This is a genomic window from Nonomuraea sp. NPDC005983 (assembly GCF_040614375.1).
Taxonomy (GTDB): domain Bacteria; phylum Actinomycetota; class Actinomycetes; order Streptosporangiales; family Streptosporangiaceae; genus Nonomuraea.
In genome coordinates this window covers 1-15485 of the sequence record NZ_JBEXUP010000153.1, presented here as the reverse complement: position 1 = coordinate 15485, position 15485 = coordinate 1, and the positions used below count along the sequence as shown (strand labels likewise).

General features: G+C 70.1%; 16 protein-coding genes. 7 read left to right on the top strand and 9 right to left on the bottom strand.

Features of this window, described 5'->3' with window-relative positions; all coding sequences use genetic code 11:
- A partial coding sequence (locus ABZ297_RS39575) for a hypothetical protein (protein WP_355357216.1) occupies positions 1-531 on the bottom strand: 531 nt, incomplete at its 3' end.
- A gap of 588 nt (positions 532-1119) precedes the next feature.
- Between ABZ297_RS39575 and ABZ297_RS39570 the strand changes: the two genes are divergently transcribed.
- Positions 1120-2652, top strand: a complete 1533-nt coding sequence (locus ABZ297_RS39570; RefSeq protein WP_355357214.1) for a CoA transferase — start codon at positions 1120-1122, stop codon at positions 2650-2652.
- A gap of 232 nt (positions 2653-2884) precedes the next feature.
- Here ABZ297_RS39570 and ABZ297_RS39565 read toward each other — a convergent pair whose 3' ends face one another.
- From ABZ297_RS39565 to ABZ297_RS39555, 3 genes are all read right to left on the bottom strand, one after another.
- Positions 2885-3142, bottom strand: coding sequence for a hypothetical protein (locus ABZ297_RS39565; protein WP_355357212.1), 258 nt, complete (start codon positions 3140-3142; stop codon positions 2885-2887).
- A 15-nt stretch (positions 3143-3157) separates the two neighbouring features.
- Positions 3158-3637 (bottom strand): nuclear transport factor 2 family protein, encoded by a 480-nt coding sequence (locus tag ABZ297_RS39560; RefSeq protein ID WP_355357211.1) that lies wholly within the window; start codon positions 3635-3637, stop codon positions 3158-3160.
- 112 nt (positions 3638-3749) lie between these two features.
- Positions 3750-4382, bottom strand: coding sequence for a TetR family transcriptional regulator (locus ABZ297_RS39555; RefSeq protein WP_355357209.1), 633 nt, complete (start codon positions 4380-4382; stop codon positions 3750-3752).
- A gap of 420 nt (positions 4383-4802) precedes the next feature.
- Here ABZ297_RS39555 and ABZ297_RS39550 point away from each other — a divergent pair, with 420 nt between their 5' ends.
- Positions 4803-5447: an SRPBCC family protein gene (locus tag ABZ297_RS39550; RefSeq protein WP_355357207.1), complete on the top strand. Its 645-nt coding sequence runs from the start codon at positions 4803-4805 to the stop codon at positions 5445-5447.
- 66 nt (positions 5448-5513) lie between these two features.
- Here ABZ297_RS39550 and ABZ297_RS39545 read toward each other — a convergent pair whose 3' ends face one another.
- Positions 5514-5705 carry a hypothetical protein gene (locus tag ABZ297_RS39545; RefSeq protein WP_355357205.1) on the bottom strand — a complete coding sequence of 64 codons (192 nt, stop codon included), beginning with the start codon at positions 5703-5705 and terminating at the stop codon, positions 5514-5516.
- A gap of 1 nt (position 5706) precedes the next feature.
- On the opposite strand from ABZ297_RS39545, the gene ABZ297_RS39540 reads away from it, so the two are divergent.
- Entirely contained in the window at positions 5707-5922 is a 216-nt protein-coding gene (locus tag ABZ297_RS39540; protein WP_355357203.1) for a hypothetical protein, read from the top strand.
- 155 nt (positions 5923-6077) lie between these two features.
- Here the strand turns inward: ABZ297_RS39540 and ABZ297_RS39535 are convergent, their stop codons facing one another.
- Positions 6078-6671, bottom strand: a complete 594-nt coding sequence (locus ABZ297_RS39535; RefSeq protein ID WP_355357201.1) for a helix-turn-helix domain-containing protein — start codon at positions 6669-6671, stop codon at positions 6078-6080.
- 64 nt (positions 6672-6735) lie between these two features.
- On the opposite strand from ABZ297_RS39535, the gene ABZ297_RS39530 reads away from it, so the two are divergent.
- The 4 genes from ABZ297_RS39530 to ABZ297_RS39515 are packed head-to-tail and all read left to right on the top strand — an operon-like array spanning position 6736 to position 12433.
- Positions 6736-8304 (top strand): carboxyl transferase domain-containing protein, encoded by a 1569-nt coding sequence (locus ABZ297_RS39530; RefSeq protein ID WP_355357199.1) that lies wholly within the window; start codon positions 6736-6738, stop codon positions 8302-8304.
- A 35-nt stretch (positions 8305-8339) separates the two neighbouring features.
- Positions 8340-10385 (top strand): biotin carboxylase N-terminal domain-containing protein, encoded by a 2046-nt coding sequence (locus ABZ297_RS39525; RefSeq protein WP_355357197.1) that lies wholly within the window; start codon positions 8340-8342, stop codon positions 10383-10385.
- The gene (locus tag ABZ297_RS39520; protein WP_355357195.1) at positions 10385-11290 is read left to right on the top strand and encodes a hydroxymethylglutaryl-CoA lyase; all 906 of its coding nucleotides are present in this window, start codon (positions 10385-10387) and stop codon (positions 11288-11290) included. The genes ABZ297_RS39525 and ABZ297_RS39520 overlap by 1 nt, the downstream gene beginning before the upstream one ends.
- Positions 11291-11296: 6 nt before the next feature.
- A complete protein-coding gene (locus tag ABZ297_RS39515; protein WP_355357193.1) occupies positions 11297-12433 on the top strand; it encodes an acyl-CoA dehydrogenase family protein in 1137 nt (378 codons plus the stop codon).
- On the opposite strand, the gene ABZ297_RS39510 is transcribed toward ABZ297_RS39515, so the two are convergent.
- From ABZ297_RS39510 to ABZ297_RS39500, 3 genes are all read right to left on the bottom strand, one after another.
- A complete protein-coding gene (locus tag ABZ297_RS39510; RefSeq protein ID WP_355357191.1) occupies positions 12430-13194 on the bottom strand; it encodes a hypothetical protein in 765 nt (254 codons plus the stop codon). The two genes, ABZ297_RS39515 and ABZ297_RS39510, sit on opposite strands and share 4 nt — an antisense overlap.
- Before the next feature lie 65 nt (positions 13195-13259).
- Entirely contained in the window at positions 13260-14846 is a 1587-nt protein-coding gene (locus ABZ297_RS39505; RefSeq protein WP_355357189.1) for a protein kinase, read from the bottom strand.
- Positions 14847-14849: 3 nt separating this feature from the next.
- Positions 14850-15485 (bottom strand): hypothetical protein (locus ABZ297_RS39500; RefSeq protein ID WP_355357187.1); only part of this gene is annotated, 636 nt, incomplete at its 5' end.

The following is a 15485-nucleotide window of genomic DNA, read 5'->3' as shown; positions in this document are numbered from 1 at the left end:
GTCGACTTTCTCGAATCGTGCGTCGACTGCTTGGAAGCGTTGGTCGACCTTGTCGAATCGTGCGTCTACCTTGTCGAACCGCTCGTCGACTTTCTCGAATCGTGCGTCGACTGCTTGGAAGCGTTGGTCGACCTTGTCGAATCGTGCGTCTACCTTGTCGAACTGCTCGTCGACTTTCTCGAACCGTGCATCGACTGCTTCGAAGCGTTCATCGATCTTTTCGAACCGTGCGTCGACTTGGTCGAAGCGCTCGTCGACCTTCTCGATGCGTTCGTTGATCTCGACGAGTTGAGTGTCGACCTTCGTGAACCGGTCGAGGGTGTCGAGTTGTAGGGCGTTGATCCGCTCTTCGAGCCGGTTGGACCGCTCGTTGATCAGGTCGATGACGTTCTGCCCGACATGGTCAACGCGCTCATGGAGCGAGGTGAAGCGTTCCGCGACGGTCATGCCATTCATGCCGCTAAACGTATGGTATTCGAGGGCCGCGAGCCGGACATGCACGTCGTGAAACTCCGCTTGGGAATCAAGCATGGGATGCTCCTTTCGAGGGAGGGGGCTGCATCCGTATCGGGAAAGCTACCCTCCGTTATGGGGGCGATGCAGGAGAATGCGAGAACTTGTGCTGGTACGGACGCGGGCATATCCGGACCAGCACGGACGTCTACTCGGCCCGCCTGAACTGGGCGATGCCGACGGCGAGCAGGGCCAGGCCGAGGGCGGCCACCAGGCCGAGTTCCAGGGCCACCGGCACCTGGAAGTCGAAACTCGCGGTCCCACACGATGGAGGCGGCGGAGAACATGCCGGTCATGATCACCGTCATCGGGATCATGCCGGGGTATCCCTCTTGATTGCGGTCAAACCGATGCTCGCGGTACCTGCAGCGGACCGATGACCATGATCCAGGAGCGACCGGTGATCGCGGTACTCTCCAATAGCCGAGGCTCCTCAGCTGTAGAGGGGACGTCGTCGACGGCCAGACCGAGGATCCGCCCGCCGCGACGGGACCACCGAGTTCGTGAAGGCCTGGTCATCCGGCCCGGTTCCGCTCCCGGCGCCCGGGAGCGGAGCGCACCACCGCACCACCGCACCACCACAGGAGAAGCTCCCCTATGGAAACCATGAACTCCGATCAGCTCCGCGCGGCCATGCTCCGTGCCGTCAACGAGCGCGTTACCAGCGACGACTTCGACATGATGGCCGAACTCCGCCGGCTCCTGGAGCCGCTCGGCCTCTCTCCCGAAGACAGCGGCGGCACCATCAACTTCGCCAAGAAGGATCCGCTCATGGCCAGCTCCCTGCGGATCGGCGGAGTCGCGGCGCTCGCCCTTGTCCAGCAGTCCATCGTCGCGGCCAAGCTCTGGCGCATGCGCGGCGGCCTGGGCCAAGACATCACCGTCGATCTGGGCCAGGCCATCCGCCGCCTGGCCCCGGCCAGCGAGCTGAGATGGGAGACCCTCAACGGCTACCCCGCGGACCTGGCCGATCGCGGCGCCATCGCCTATGTCGGTTTCTATCCGACCGCTGACGGTCGGCACATTCTGCCCGCCAATCTCTACCCTGGTCTGAAGTCGCGGATGCTCGCCGTACTCGACTGCGCGGACAACCCCGAGGCGCTGGGCCGCGCCATCGGCAAGTACACCGCCGACGAGCTCGAAGCGCTCGGCGAGCGGCACGGCATCGTCTTCGCCAAGGTACGTACCGTGGAGGAGTTCGTCGCCACAGACGTCTTCGACCATCTCGCCACCCGCCCGCTGATCGAGATCGAGAAGATAGCCGATTCCGACCCCGAGCCCCTGCCGGAGTTCGGCACCCATCCCCTGTCGGGCATCCGGGCTCTAGGCATGGGACACGTCATCGCCGGTGCCGGTATCGGCCGCTCCCTGGCCGCCCTTGGTGCAGACTGCCTCAACATATGGCGGATCATGGAGTGGGAGATCGACTCGCTGATCGCCACCGCCAACGTCGGCGTGCGCTCCGCCAGGCTCCAGGTTCGATCGGAGGACGGCCGGCGCCGACTCCACGAGTTGCTGAAGGACGCCGACATCTTCTACGCCAACCGGCGTCCCGGGCTGCTGGACGAACTCGGCGTCGACCTGGAGAGCGCTGTCGCGATCCGGCCCGGACTGATCCATGTTACGGCGAGCTGCTACGGCGAGAGCGGGCCCTGGGCTCAGCGCGTCGGATTCGACCAGGCCGCCGGCACGGTGACGGGCATGGTCGCCGCCGAAGGGAGCCTGCAGTCCCCCAAGCTGCCGCCCACCTCGATTATCAATGATTACCTGGTCGCCTGGCTCGGGGCGACCGGCGCCATGACCGCCCTCGCCCGCCGCGCCGTCGAGGGGGGCAGCTACCGGGTACACGTGTCGCTGACCCGCGCCGCCATGTGGGCCACCAGCCTCGGGTTGTTCGACTGGGACTACGTTCACGAGACGGTTGGCAGCGGGGGCGAGCACGAACTCATCGACCCCCAACTGTTCACCTCACTGACCCCGCTCGGCATCTACCAGGGAGTGACGGAGAACGTCACCCTGTCCCGCACCCCGCACCACTTCATGAACGTCCTGTCGCCACGCGGAGCCGACCAGCCAGTCTGGCTGCCGAAACCGAAGCCGGTGGACGTCACGGAGCTGACCTCGATCCTGCGCTCGTAGGCCGGGGCGCGATGAAGACCTCCCATCCCGCCATCACCGGCCGGTGGCAGCGGGATGCTGGAGGTACATCGTCGAATGCTGGTGACGAGCACCCGGACACGCCGGCCGACACGCCGAGCAAGGTACGCAATGGCCGCGATTCGCGCGCCATCGGTGAGTTGATGCTGTTGGCAATGGTCATCGTCTCGCCCCACCGCCGACAGCCCCGCTGCTGACCAGAACTGGCTTGTCGTCAAGCGCCCCCACGTCGCCAAACGGTAGGCGGTACGGATCTCTTGGTCCGGTGTGCTGCACCCATGCACTCCTCGTCGAGCTGGGCCCAGAGCAGGCGCAGCTCGTGGCGGTCCTCGGGGACCGTGCGGGCCACCTCGTCCCAAGGTGCCTCGCCGTCGAGGTGGCGCAGGGCGTGCTCGCGTCCCGCCTCGGTCAGCCTGTACGTACGGCTCCCGCCTGATGCGTCACTCCTGACGAAGGTGCGCACCTTCGTCATCGGTGGCGAGGCCGGTCAGCTCGCCGCGGTGGTCGATGCGGCGGTCGATGCGGTGACGGCGGCGGCGAAGTCCGGCTGCACGCCCAGTTGGGCGAGCATGACGCTGAGGCCGACGTAGCAGTTGAACTCCTTGATCTTGCCGTCTTCGATGTACCAGAAGTCGGCGGTCGGGATGTCGAGCTTGGCGCCGGTCGGCTGTATGACGCCGGCGGGCGTCTCGAACGGCCCGGTGAAGGTGCCCTGGATCGTCAGCTCGACGGCGACGATGTTGCCCATGACGTGGAACCGGTGGAGCTCGCGGTGGACGTCGGGCGCCAGCTTGCCCATGAAGACGACCTGGTCGCCCAGGTGCTCACCCCGGTAGCTCTCCCCGGCGACGACGTTGTTGAACACGCCGCCCTCGGCGAACAGGTCCATGAATCCCTGGACGTCCAGGACGCTGCCCTCGGCCGCGTGGTAGGCCGCCCGGACCACGGCTTCTGCATCGGCGGTCATCGCACTCTCCCTTTCTAGAAAGAAAATCAAATGCTTGCTTAATATTGTGGTCAGACCGCGAGACTTGTCAAGCGAACATTTGACTTGTTTGGAGTCGGCGTCTCTGGCCTGGTCAGCCGGTGTGCACGTGCCCGTGGAACGCCCCAGCCACCACGGGGACGAGTAGCCGCTCGATCTCCTCCATAGGCTTGGCGGCCAGCTCGGCGCCGATGGGTGCCAGCGCGAGCCAGTTCAGCAGGCCTGCCGCGCACCGCGTACGGAAGACCAGTTCCTGCTCGTTGACTTCAGGAAGGCTCGCCGTCAGCACCCGGAGGGCGTCCCGGCGGGTCTGCTCGAACTTGCCGGCCAGCCGCTCCCACCCCTGCGGCGGATCGATCCCGACGCGCGCCACGGTCCGCATGACCGCCAGATCCTGCCCGCCGGCCGCGAGGGCGCGCACCATCGGCCGGGCGAACGCCGCGGTCAGCTCCTGAAGTGTCGAGGTGGAGTCGAGGGAGCCGAGTGCCTGGATCTGCGCGTCCAGATACCGTTCCAATGCATGCTCGATCGCCGAATCGCACAGCGCCTTCAGTGATCCGAAGTGGTAGCTCACCGCGGCGACGTTGACTCCGGCGCTCTCCGTGATCTCGCGGAGCGTCACACCTTCCTGGCCCCGCTGCGCGAGCAGTTCCAGGGCGGCTGCCAGCAGGCGGTCCCGCGTACGCTGACCGGCCTCTCGGCGTAGATCCGTCTTCTCTGCCCGCACAGCTAAAGTCAAGCAGTTGCTTAACTTTATTGTCAAACAGCTGCTTGACGGCCCTGGGGAACATCGGAACAGCGATCAGCGGTAGCGTCGGTTCCGTTTCCGGGTCCCGCTCCCAAGGTGCGGCCAGGTGGCATGTGGCTGTGCATGGGCAGTCGCCGCGCACAGTTCTCATAAGTGGCCCCTCTTCGAGAGGTGATCATGACTGTCCACCAAACCGGGCCAACTCCAATCCCGCTGTGACCAGCTACGTGGGACACGCCGCCGCAGGTGCTGGCGACTGTCACGTTAGCCCCGCTCGCCCTGGTCTACTGCCTGGGCACTCCACGGTCACAAATCTGATCTTTCCGATGAAGTGCTGAAAAGGGATGATCATCTGCGATAGAAGAACATTCGTACCATCACCTCTACCTGAAGGTATCCGTGAAGCACTTCCTTCGCCTTGTCGCAGCTCCCCTGCTCGCCGGGGCCTTCCTCCTCAGCGTCACCTCCGGGCCCGCCACCGCGGACACCACCGACACCGACACCGAACTGGCCGCCGAGTGGCAGACCGCCTGGGACACCTACGCGTTCAACGACACCACGCCGCCCGCCCCGGACTCGGGTCGCAGCCGGGCCACCACCGAGATCTCCATCCAGATTGACCGACCCATCCTGCGTGTGTTCCGGGCCTACTCCAACCTCAGCAACCACATCGGGATCAACCCGTTTCTGAAGCGGGTCGCCACCCACAAGGACTGGCGCCAGTACGACACGCGGTACATCAACCTCACCGCCGTCGAGGAGATCCCGTACCAGGGCACGATAGTCACCAACAAGGTGCACGCCCAGCAGCGCATTCACACCGCGGGCTTCTACTACGAGACCGACACCTGGTCCGAGCCCAACGTCGTCACGCACCAGAAGATCACGTTCAAGCCACTGAGCACCGGTAAGACTCTGGTCACCGAGAGCCTCACCTTCGACGCGGATGCCACGCTGATCGACTTCGTCGCCGCGAACGGCACTGCCTCCCATCAGCAGACGCAGGCAGGCCTCAAGGAGGCGATCGAGAACGGCGTCATCTGATCCCTGGCTGCCAGGCACCGGCGGCTGGTCCGGTTTCGGCCACCGGCAGAGGTCGTGACCGGCCGATCAGGTGGCGAGGTCGCGCGTCAGGGTTTTCACATACTGCCGGATCCTGGCCGGGTCCTCGGGGAAGAGTAGGGGAAACGCGACAACGGCACCCTGGACCACGCCGGCCTGGTCCGCACGGCCTTCCTGCTGCTCATCGCCGGACAGCGTCCTGACCGAGCCGGCCGTCTTCGACCAGGGCGACGACGGCATCGTGACGCTGCTGACCGGCCACCCAGACGACCCGGCCTTCGACGGCGACGCCCCGCTGCTCGCCGCCTTCTTCATCGCCGGTTACACCACCGTGCTGGTGGAGACCGCCCGGCGCCTGATCGCCGGAGAGCCGGCCGACAGCATCGCAGACGGCCACCGCGCCCGCCTGGAGCGCCTGTTCGACGCCCTCAGCAGCGGAGTCGTGCCCCGGCCGTGAGGATCGCCGCCGCACTGCGCGCAGCGGCGGGCAAGGCCGCCGCCGGCCTCGCCCGCATCCGCCAGGCGGCCGCATCGGCGTACCCCTAAGGGATGACCAGCTCGTAGAAGTCCGGCCACTCGGGGAGGGCGTGGCGGAGGGAAGTCCGCCAGGTGTTAGTGGACGTTAACCGAGGCGTCGATGGCTGCGCGGGCCATCGCGTGCAGCAGGGGGCGCATCGCCTGGTCGGGAAGCTCGCCCGCGCTGTGCGGGGTCGAGTTGAGCAGGCCGAAGACGGCGTGCGTGGCGGCGCGCAGCCGCGGCGGCGGGCACAGGGGGTGCAGCTCGGCCAGCACCGTCACCCACTCCTCGACGTAGAGCCGTTGCAGCCGCCTGATCTGACGCCGCTCCTGCTCGGGGACGTTGCCCAGCTCCCTGTCGTGCACGGTGATCAGCGCGGGCTGCTCGAGCGCGAACGTGATCTGGACGTTGAGCAGCGCGTCGAGGGTCTCGGCGGGCCCGCTCGCGGACGTGACGACGGCCACGGCCGACTCGCGCAGCCGGGAGCTGATGTCGAGCAGCATCTCGGCCAGCAGCGCGTCCTTGCCGGCGAAGTGGCGGTAGAGGGCGGGACCCGAGACGCCGACCGCGCCGCCGATGTCCTCGATCGAGACCCCGTGGAAGCCGCGTGCGGCGAAGAGCCCGGCGGCGGCCTCGAGGATCTCCGTGCGCCGGTTGCGATTGCGGGTAGATGTCCGCGGGGTCGTCACGTCTCACATGGTAGACGGTTTCGTTAATGAAGACTAACATCTGGCTCAGAACGAGAGGGGACACATGAGCGACTGGCCGGTGCTGAAGTCGGCCGCCGACCCTGTCGGCGAGGGCTTCAAGCGCAACGCCGAGCTGAACGAGCGTCTGGCGGCGGAGCTGCGCGAACGCCTGGCCGTGGCAGCGCTGGGCGGCCCCGAGCGGTCGCGGCAGCGGCACGTGTCGCGGGGCAAGCTGCTCCCGCGTGACCGCGTCGACAGCCTGCTCGACCCCGGCTCGCGGTTCCTGGAGCTGTCGCCGCTCGCCGCCAACGGCCTCTACGACGACCAGGCGCCCGCCGCCGGGATCATCACCGGCGTCGGCCGGGTAGCCGGGCGCGAGTGCGTGATCGTGGCGAACGACGCCACCGTCAAGGGCGGCACGTACTACCCGATGACGGTCAAGAAGCACCTGCGCGCGCAGGAGGTGGCGCTGCACAACCGGCTGCCGTGCGTCTACCTCGTCGACTCCGGCGGCGCGTTCCTCCCCAAGCAGGACGAGGTCTTCCCCGACCGCGAGCACTTCGGGCGCATCTTCTACAACCAGGCGACGATGTCCGCGCGGGGCATCCCGCAGATCGCCGCCGTCCTCGGCTCCTGCACGGCGGGTGGCGCGTACGTGCCGGCGATGAGCGACGAGGCCGTCATCGTCCGCGGCCAGGGCACGATCTTCCTCGGCGGCCCGCCACTGGTGAAGGCGGCCACCGGCGAGGAGGTCAGCGCCGAGGAGCTCGGCGGCGGCGAGCTGCACGCGCGGGTCAGCGGCGTCACCGACCACCTGGCGGAGGACGATGCGCACGCGCTCGCCATCGTCCGCGACATCGTCTCCACGCTGGCGCCCCGCGCGCCGCGGCCCTGGGAGAGCGTGCGGCCCGAGGAGCCCGGGCTCGACCCGCGCGACCTCTACGGGCTCGTCCCCGCCGACACCCGCCAGCCCTACGACGTGCGCGAGGTCATCGCCCGGCTGGTCGACGGCTCGCGTTTCCTGGAGTTCAAGGCCGAGTACGGCTCGACCCTGGTCACCGGGTTCGCCCACCTGCACGGGCATCCGGTCGGGATCGTCGCCAACAACGGCATCCTGTTCAGCGAGTCGGCGATGAAGGGCGCGCACTTCATCGAGCTGTGCGACCAGCGGCGGATCCCGCTGGTGTTCCTGCAGAACATCAGCGGCTTCATGGTCGGCAAGGCGTACGAGGCGGGCGGCATCGCCAAGCACGGCGCCAAGATGGTCACAGCCGTCTCGTGCGCGCGGGTGCCCAAGTTCACGGTGGTGATCGGCGGCTCGTTCGGCGCGGGCAACTACGCGATGGCCGGACGCGCCTACTCGCCCAGGTTCCTGTGGATGTGGCCGAACGCCCGCATCTCGGTCATGGGCGGCGAGCAGGCGGCGAACGTCCTGACCACGGTGGGCAGCGCCGACGCCGACGCGATCAGGGCCCAGTACGAGCACCAGGGCAACCCCTACTACTCCACCGCCAGGCTCTGGGACGACGGCGTGATCGACCCGCTCGACACCCGCACCGTCCTGGGGCTGGCGCTCTCCGCGGCGGCCAACGCCCCGCTCGAACCCGTCGGCTACGGCGTCTTCCGGATGTGATCGCGCTCATGGAACACTCGCCACACCCTCTCGCGGTGTTCGACCGCGTACTCGTCGCGAACCGCGGCGAGATCGCCGTCCGGATCATCCGGACGTTGCGCGCGCTCGGCATCACCTCGGTGGCCGTGCACACCCCCTCGGACGAGGGTGCCCGGCATGTCTTGGAAGCCGACATCGCCCTCCAGATCACGAAATATCTGGATATTGAGGCGATTATCGCGGCGGCCCAGGAGACGGGCGCCGGGGCCGTCCATCCCGGATACGGCTTCCTGGCGGAGAACGCCGCCTTCGCCCGCCGCTGCGCCGAGGCCGGCGTCGCCTTCGTCGGCCCGCCGCCGCAGGCCATCGAGGCGATGGGCGACAAGATCCGCGCCAAGGCCACCGTGTCGGCCGCCGGGGTTCCCGTCGTTCCCGGCGGTGCCGAGCCGGGCGACGACCTGGCGTCCTGGCGCGACTTCCCGGCCCTGATCAAGCCGTCGGCGGGCGGGGGCGGCAAGGGCATGATCCTCGTCCGCTCCGCCGCCGAGCTGCCCGACGCCCTCGACTCCGCCCGCCGCACGGCCGCCGCGGCCTTCGGCGACGGAACCCTGCTGATCGAGCGGTACGTGGAGAACCCGCGGCACATCGAGATCCAGATCCTCGCCGACACCCACGGCACAGTCGTCCACCTGGGTGAACGCGAGTGCAGCCTGCAACGCCGCCACCAGAAGATCATCGAGGAGGCGCCCTCGCCCTTCCTCACCGCCGAGACCCGCGCCGCGATGGGCGACGCGGCGGTGGAGGCCGCCAGGGCCGTGGGCTACACCGGCGCGGGCACGGTCGAGTTCATCGTCGACGGCACGACCGGCGCGTACCACTTCATGGAGATGAACACCCGCCTCCAGGTGGAGCACCCGGTGACCGAGCTGGTGACGGGCCTGGACCTGGTGGAACTGCAGCTCCGCGTGGCCGCGGGCGAGGCCCTCCCGCTCACCCAGGCCGACGTGCGCCTCACCGGCCACGCCGTGGAGGCCCGCGTCTACGCCGAGGACCCCGCCCGCGGCTTCCTCCCCACCGGCGGCCCCGTCCTCGCCCTCCGTGAACCCACCCGTGAACCCGCCCGTGAACCCGCCGGCGGCCCGCCTCCCGGGTCCCGCGAACAGTCACCGCCGGACGAGCGCGCCGGGCGCGGCCTGCCTGTCGTGCGGGTCGACTCGGGGCTCGTCGAGGGAGGCGTTGTGGGCAGCGAGTTCGACCCGATGCTGTCCAAGGTGATCGCCTGGGCCCCCGACCGCGACGCGGCGCTGCGGACGCTCGACCGGGCCCTCGCCGCCACCGTGATCCTCGGCGTCACCACCAACGTCCCGTTCCTGCGGGCGCTCACCGCGCACCCCGTCGTGCGGGCGGGCGAGCTGGACACCGGGCTGGTCGAGCGGATCCTGCCCGAGCTGGTGCCCGCGTCCGAGACGCCGTCCGACGTGCTCGCCGCCGCGGCCCTGGCCTTCCACGCGATGCCCCAGGGGGCCGACCCGTGGGAGATCACGGACGGCTGGCGGGCGGGCGAGCACGCGTGGACGACCTGGCGGCTGGAGTCCCGCGACGGCGTGCACGCGATCGCCGTCAGGGGGCTGCCGCACCGCTCGGCCGAGGTGCGGCTGGACGGACGGGCCGTACCGGCGCGGATCCGCGAGGGCGACGGCGAGCTGTCCGTCACCCTCGACGGCCGCACCCGGCACTACGCCCTGGCCCGCAGGGACGACACCCTCTGGCTCGGCAGCGGCGGCCAGGCCTGGCCCTTCACCAGGCACAAGATCGGCGACCCCGGCGACCGTCCCGGCGCGTCGGGCGCGGCCGACGGCGTGGTCAGGAGCCCGATGCCCGGCACCGTCCTGGTCGTCAAGGCGCAGCCGGGCGAGCGGGTCAGCGAGGGCCAGCCCCTCGTCATCGTGGAGGCCATGAAGATGGAGCACACCGTGACCGCTCCTCGCGACGGGCTGGTCACCGAGCTGCCCGTCCAGGCCGGTCAGCCGGTCGACATGGACGCCGTCCTGGCCGTCGTCAGCGCCGTCGACAGCGCCGTCGACAGCGGGCAGGAGGCGTGATGCGGTATCCGATGGACGGCCTCCCGCAGCGGGTCACGATCTACGAGGTCGGCCCGCGCGACGGCCTGCAGAACGAGCCGGTGACCGTCCCCGTCGAGGTCAAGGCCGAGTTCATCGACCGCCTGGCCGACGCGGGCCACCGGGTGATCGAGGCGACGAGCTTCGTCCACCCGAAATGGGTGCCGCAGCTCGCCGACGCCGAGGAGCTGCTGACCAGGCTCGACAGGAAGCCGGGGGTCCGCTACCCGGTGCTGGTCCCGAACGAGCGCGGCCTCGACAGGGCGCTGGAGCACGGCGTGGCCGAGATCGCCGTCTTCGCCAGCGCCACTGAGACGTTCGCCGCCAAGAACCTCAACCGCGGCCTGGAGAGCCAGTTCGAGATGTTCGAGCCGGTCGTGGCCAGGGCGCTGGACAGCGGGGTCAGGGTCCGCGCGTACGTGTCGATGTGCTTCGGCGACCCGTGGGAGGGGCCGACGCCGATCTCGCAGGTCGTCACGGTCGGCCGGCGGCTGCTCGCCCTCGGCTGCTACGAGCTGTCGCTGGGCGACACGATCGGCGTCGGCACGCCCGGTCACGTGGCCGCGCTCATCGACGCGTTCGGCGGGCCCGACAGGCTGGCCGTCCACTTCCATGACACCTACGGGCAGGCGCTCGGAAACACGCTGGCCGCGCTCAGAGCCGGGGTGAGCGTCGTGGACGCCTCCACGGGCGGCATCGGCGGCTGCCCCTACGCCGAGTCGGCCACCGGCAATCTCGCCACCGAGGACCTCGTCTGGATGCTGCAAGGGCTCGGCATCGAGACCGGCCTCGACCTGGACAAGCTCGTGACCACCAGCACCTGGTTGGCCGGGAGGCTGGGCCGTCCCAGCCCTTCGCGCGTCGTCCAGGCCCTCTCGAAAGGTTGACACCCCATGCTGAGCGACGAGTACGAAGAGCTGCGCAAGACCGTCGAGGCGTTCGCCCGCGACGTGGTGGCCCCCGTGATCGGCGACTACTACGAGCGCGAGGCGTTCCCGTACGACATCGTCCGGCAGATGGGCGCGATGGGCCTGTTCGGGCTGCCGATCCCCGAGGAGTACGGCGGCATGGGCGGCGACTACTTCGCGCTCTGCCTGGCGCTGGAGGAGCTGGCCCGCGTCGACTCCAGCGTGTCGATCACGCTGGAGGCCGCGGTGTCGCTGGGTGCCATGCCGATCTTCCGGTTCGGCACGTCCGAGCAGAAGGCCGCCTGGCTGCCCCGGCTGGCCAGCGGTGAGATGCTGGGCGCGTTCGGGCTGACGGAGCCGGGCGGCGGCTCGGACGTCCCCGGCGGCATGCGCACCACCGCCGTGCTCGACGGCGGGGAGTGGGTGATCAACGGCACCAAGGCGTTCATCACGAACTCGGGCACCGACATCACCGGCGTGGTGGGCGTCGCGGCCCTCACCGGCGAACGGGAGATCTCCACCATCCTCGTGCCCAGCGGCACCCCCGGGTTCACCGTGTCGAAGAAGTACTCCAAGGTCGGCTGGAACGCGTCCGACACGCGCGAGCTGTCGTTCTCCGACTGCCGGGTGCCCGCCGGGAACCTCCTGGGCGAGCGCGGACGCGGCTACGCGCAGTTCCTGCAGACCCTCGACGAGGGGCGCATCGCGATCGCCGCGGTCAGCGTGGGCCTGGCCCAGGGGTGCGTCGACGAGTGCCTCAGGTACGTCAGGGAAAGGACGGCGTTCGGCCACCCGATCGGCCACTACCAGGCCATCCAGTTCAAGATCGCCGACATGGAGGCCCGCGTCCACACCGCCCGCCTGGCCTACTACCACGCGGCGGAGAAGATGCTGGCGGGCGCCCCGTTCAAGAAGGAGGCGGCGATCGCCAAGCTGGTCGCGTCCAATGCCGCCATGGACAACTCCCGCGACGCCACCCAGATCTTCGGCGGGTACGGCTTCATGAACGAGTTCCCCGTCGGACGCTTCTACCGCGACGCCAAGATCCTGGAGATCGGTGAGGGCACCAGCGAGGTGCAGCGCATGCTCATCGCCCGCCAGCTCGGCCTGGGCGACCTCTAGCCTCCCGCGCCGAGCTTGGCGATCATCGCCTTGGCCACCTCCACGGCGCCCTTGGTGAGGTGGCCCGACGGGTCCTCGGTCACCCGGCGCTGGTAGGTGACCTGGATGACGGCGTTGCTGACACGGGCTCCGACCGTGGCGACGGTCGGGCCCGCGTTGTCGGGTTCCAGTGTGTAGAGCGTGCTCCACGACTCGTCGCCGACGCCCGCCGGGCTCCACTGCCTGGCGAGCAGGACGGAGTCCTGACGCTGGGCGAGGAGCTGCTGCTGCGCCGCGGCCAGGTCGCCGGGCAGCACCCGCACCGACACCTTGAGCGTGAACTGGACGTTGCCCGGCAGCGCGGCCGCGGGGTCCAGCGTCCGCCACTCGCACTCGTCCGCCCTGATCTGCGACTTGTCGGGAAAGAGGGTGAGCTTCCGCACGAGGTCGTCGCCGACGGCCGCGCACGGGTCGACGGCCTGCGAGTAGGCCGGAGTCCCGGTCGGCGGGGGGTCGCTCGGGGTGGGGGCGCTGGAGGTGGGCTGCTCGCCGGGCGTCTCCACGGGCGCCACGGTGTGCGAAGGCCGCTCGGTCACGGCGACGGCCGCCGCCCTCTCCGGCACGCGCGTGAGCAGGAACAGGACGGTGAACAGCATCGCCACCACCGCGGCCGCGGCCCCGGCCAGCATCACGGGCGTCACCGGCAGCCCCGGCCGCGACTGCTGCGTGGGGACGGTGTCCGGCGTCCTCAGGGTCGGGACGTCTCGCCGGTACTCGTTCATCGAAGCTCCTTGCACGTGCGGGCCCCGGTCTCCGGGCATGGGGAGCTCCGGGCGTGGGGAGGAGGTCACGTCGCCTTCCTGAGGGTGTCGGCGACCGCGCGGGCGGCCCGGTCGGCGGTGTCGCGGAGTTGGGCGGTCACCTTCGTCCGTTCGAGAGTGCTGACCCGGATCTGCACGACGACGTTGCTGACCCGCATCCACACGGTGACGGTCGAGGTGTGCGTGATCCCCGCCTCGGTCTCCTGGGCGACGGCCCCGTCGCCGGCGTCGACGGGCCGTGTCCGCCGGGTCGTCACGGACTCGCCGGTGCCCGCCGCCCCGTCGCGGGATCGGGTGGTCTGGGTGAGGGTGCGCCGGGCCGCCTCGACCTGGGGGAAGTGCCTGACCTTGAGGTTGATGGAGGTGGTGGTGATCGCGCCGATCGCGCCGACCGTCCAGTCGCACTCGCTCGTGTCGTAGTAGTCGGGCTGCCTGCTGTGCGAGCCGGGCAGGACCTGCTGGGCCTGTCCGGCGGTGAGCAGCCCGCACGCCTCGGGCGGTTGCGCGAACTTCCCGTCGCCCTTGGCGGCAGGTGTGGGCGGCGGCGCGGTGGACGGCCTAGTGGACGGCGCGGTGGACGGCGCGGTGCCGGTGGACCGAGTGGACGGTGGCGCGGCGCCGGTCGGCGGTGCGGACGGCTGGGCCGCGACGCTCGGCGACGGGGTGGCGGGCGCGCGGTTGCCGAGCAGGACGGCGCCCGAGACTCCTGCGGCCACGGCCACGGCCACCGCTCCCAGCACCAGCGGCGCGCGCCCGCGTCCCGCCCTGACCGGGACCGTGGCGGGCGCGACCTCGCGCGGACGCACGGGCAGCGGCACGGCCACCGCCTGCAGGTGCGCCCTGACCTGCCGCGGGTCCGGACGGGCCGCGGGGTTCCCGTTGAGCATCGCCAGGAGCAGCCCGCCGAGCGGGCCCGCGCTGACGGGTGGAGGCGGTGGCATCGTCAGCACGGCCGCGATGATCGCCATCGGTGACTCGCGGGCGAACGGCGGACGACCTTCGGCGGCGGTGTAGAGGGTGGCGGCCAGCGACCACAGGTCGGCGGCCGGGCCCGCGCGCTCGCCGCGCAGGTGCTCGGGGGCGACGTAGCCGGGCGATCCGGCGACCGCGCCGTCCGCGGCACCGGCGGCGGGCATGTCGCCGGTGTGCGCGGCGATGCCGAAGTCGGTCAGGACGACCTCGCCGCCGTCCGTGATCATGACGTTGCCCGGCTTCACGTCCCTGTGCAGGATGCCGCGGGCGTGCGCGACCTCCAGCGCGTCGAGCACGCGCAGGCCGATCGTGGCGACGTGGCCGGGCGGCAGCGGGCCGCGCTCCTTGACCAGGTCGCCCAGGGACCGTCCGGCCAGCAGGTCCATGACGATCCACGGCCGGCCGTCCTCCGACAGCACGTCGTGCACGGTGATGATCGAGGGATGGCTGAGCGCGGCCGTCGCCCGCGCCTCGCGCAGCGTGTCGACCAGCGCCCGCTGCCGGTCCTCGCCCGGGGGCAGCCGCACCTCCTTGACCGCGACCTCGCGGTGCAGCACCTCGTCACGGGCCCGCCACACCGTGCCCGCGCCGCCCGCGCCGAGCGGCGAGAGGAGCTGGTAGCGTCCGGCGATCACGCGCATGCGTCAGGACGCCTTACTGTCGAGGTTCTCGGCGAGCCACTTGGCGGCCTGGGCCGCCTTGTCGCGCAGGGCGGGGTCCTTGGCCACGTCGTGGGTGAAGCGGATGTCGCCGACCATGTTGCCGGTGCGGAACGTCGCGCTCACCGTGAACCGCTTCCCGCTGCTGCCCCTGTCCTCTTCGATCTCCCAGCCGACCGCCTCGTCGCCCGCGCCGGGAATGTCGAACACCTCGCCCTGCCTCAGGCCGGAGCCGCCCCTGCCCGCGTTCTGCTCGCCCTCCTTCTTACGCCCGGCCACGTGCTCCTGTGCGAGCGTGGTCTCGTAGCCGTCGCCCTGCTGGGGATAGAAGTAGAGCGTGAGGTAGAGCGCCAGCTCCTTGCCCTTGGGGACGACCCCGGACGTGCTCCACGAGCATCGGAACGACGGCTCGCGGGACGTGGTGAGGTAGGCGCCGACGAGCTGGGTGGCCTGCTGCCGGGTGAGCAGCTGGCACGGCTTGGGTATGCGGGAGAACTTCCCAGGCGGCTGGGTGGGCGCCTGGCTGGCCACCGGCGGGGCCGTCGTGGGCGCGGCGCTGGTCGGCGGGGCCACGTCGAGCCAGCCGCCTACGCCGCCGAACTGGCGACGTGGGGCGTGCCC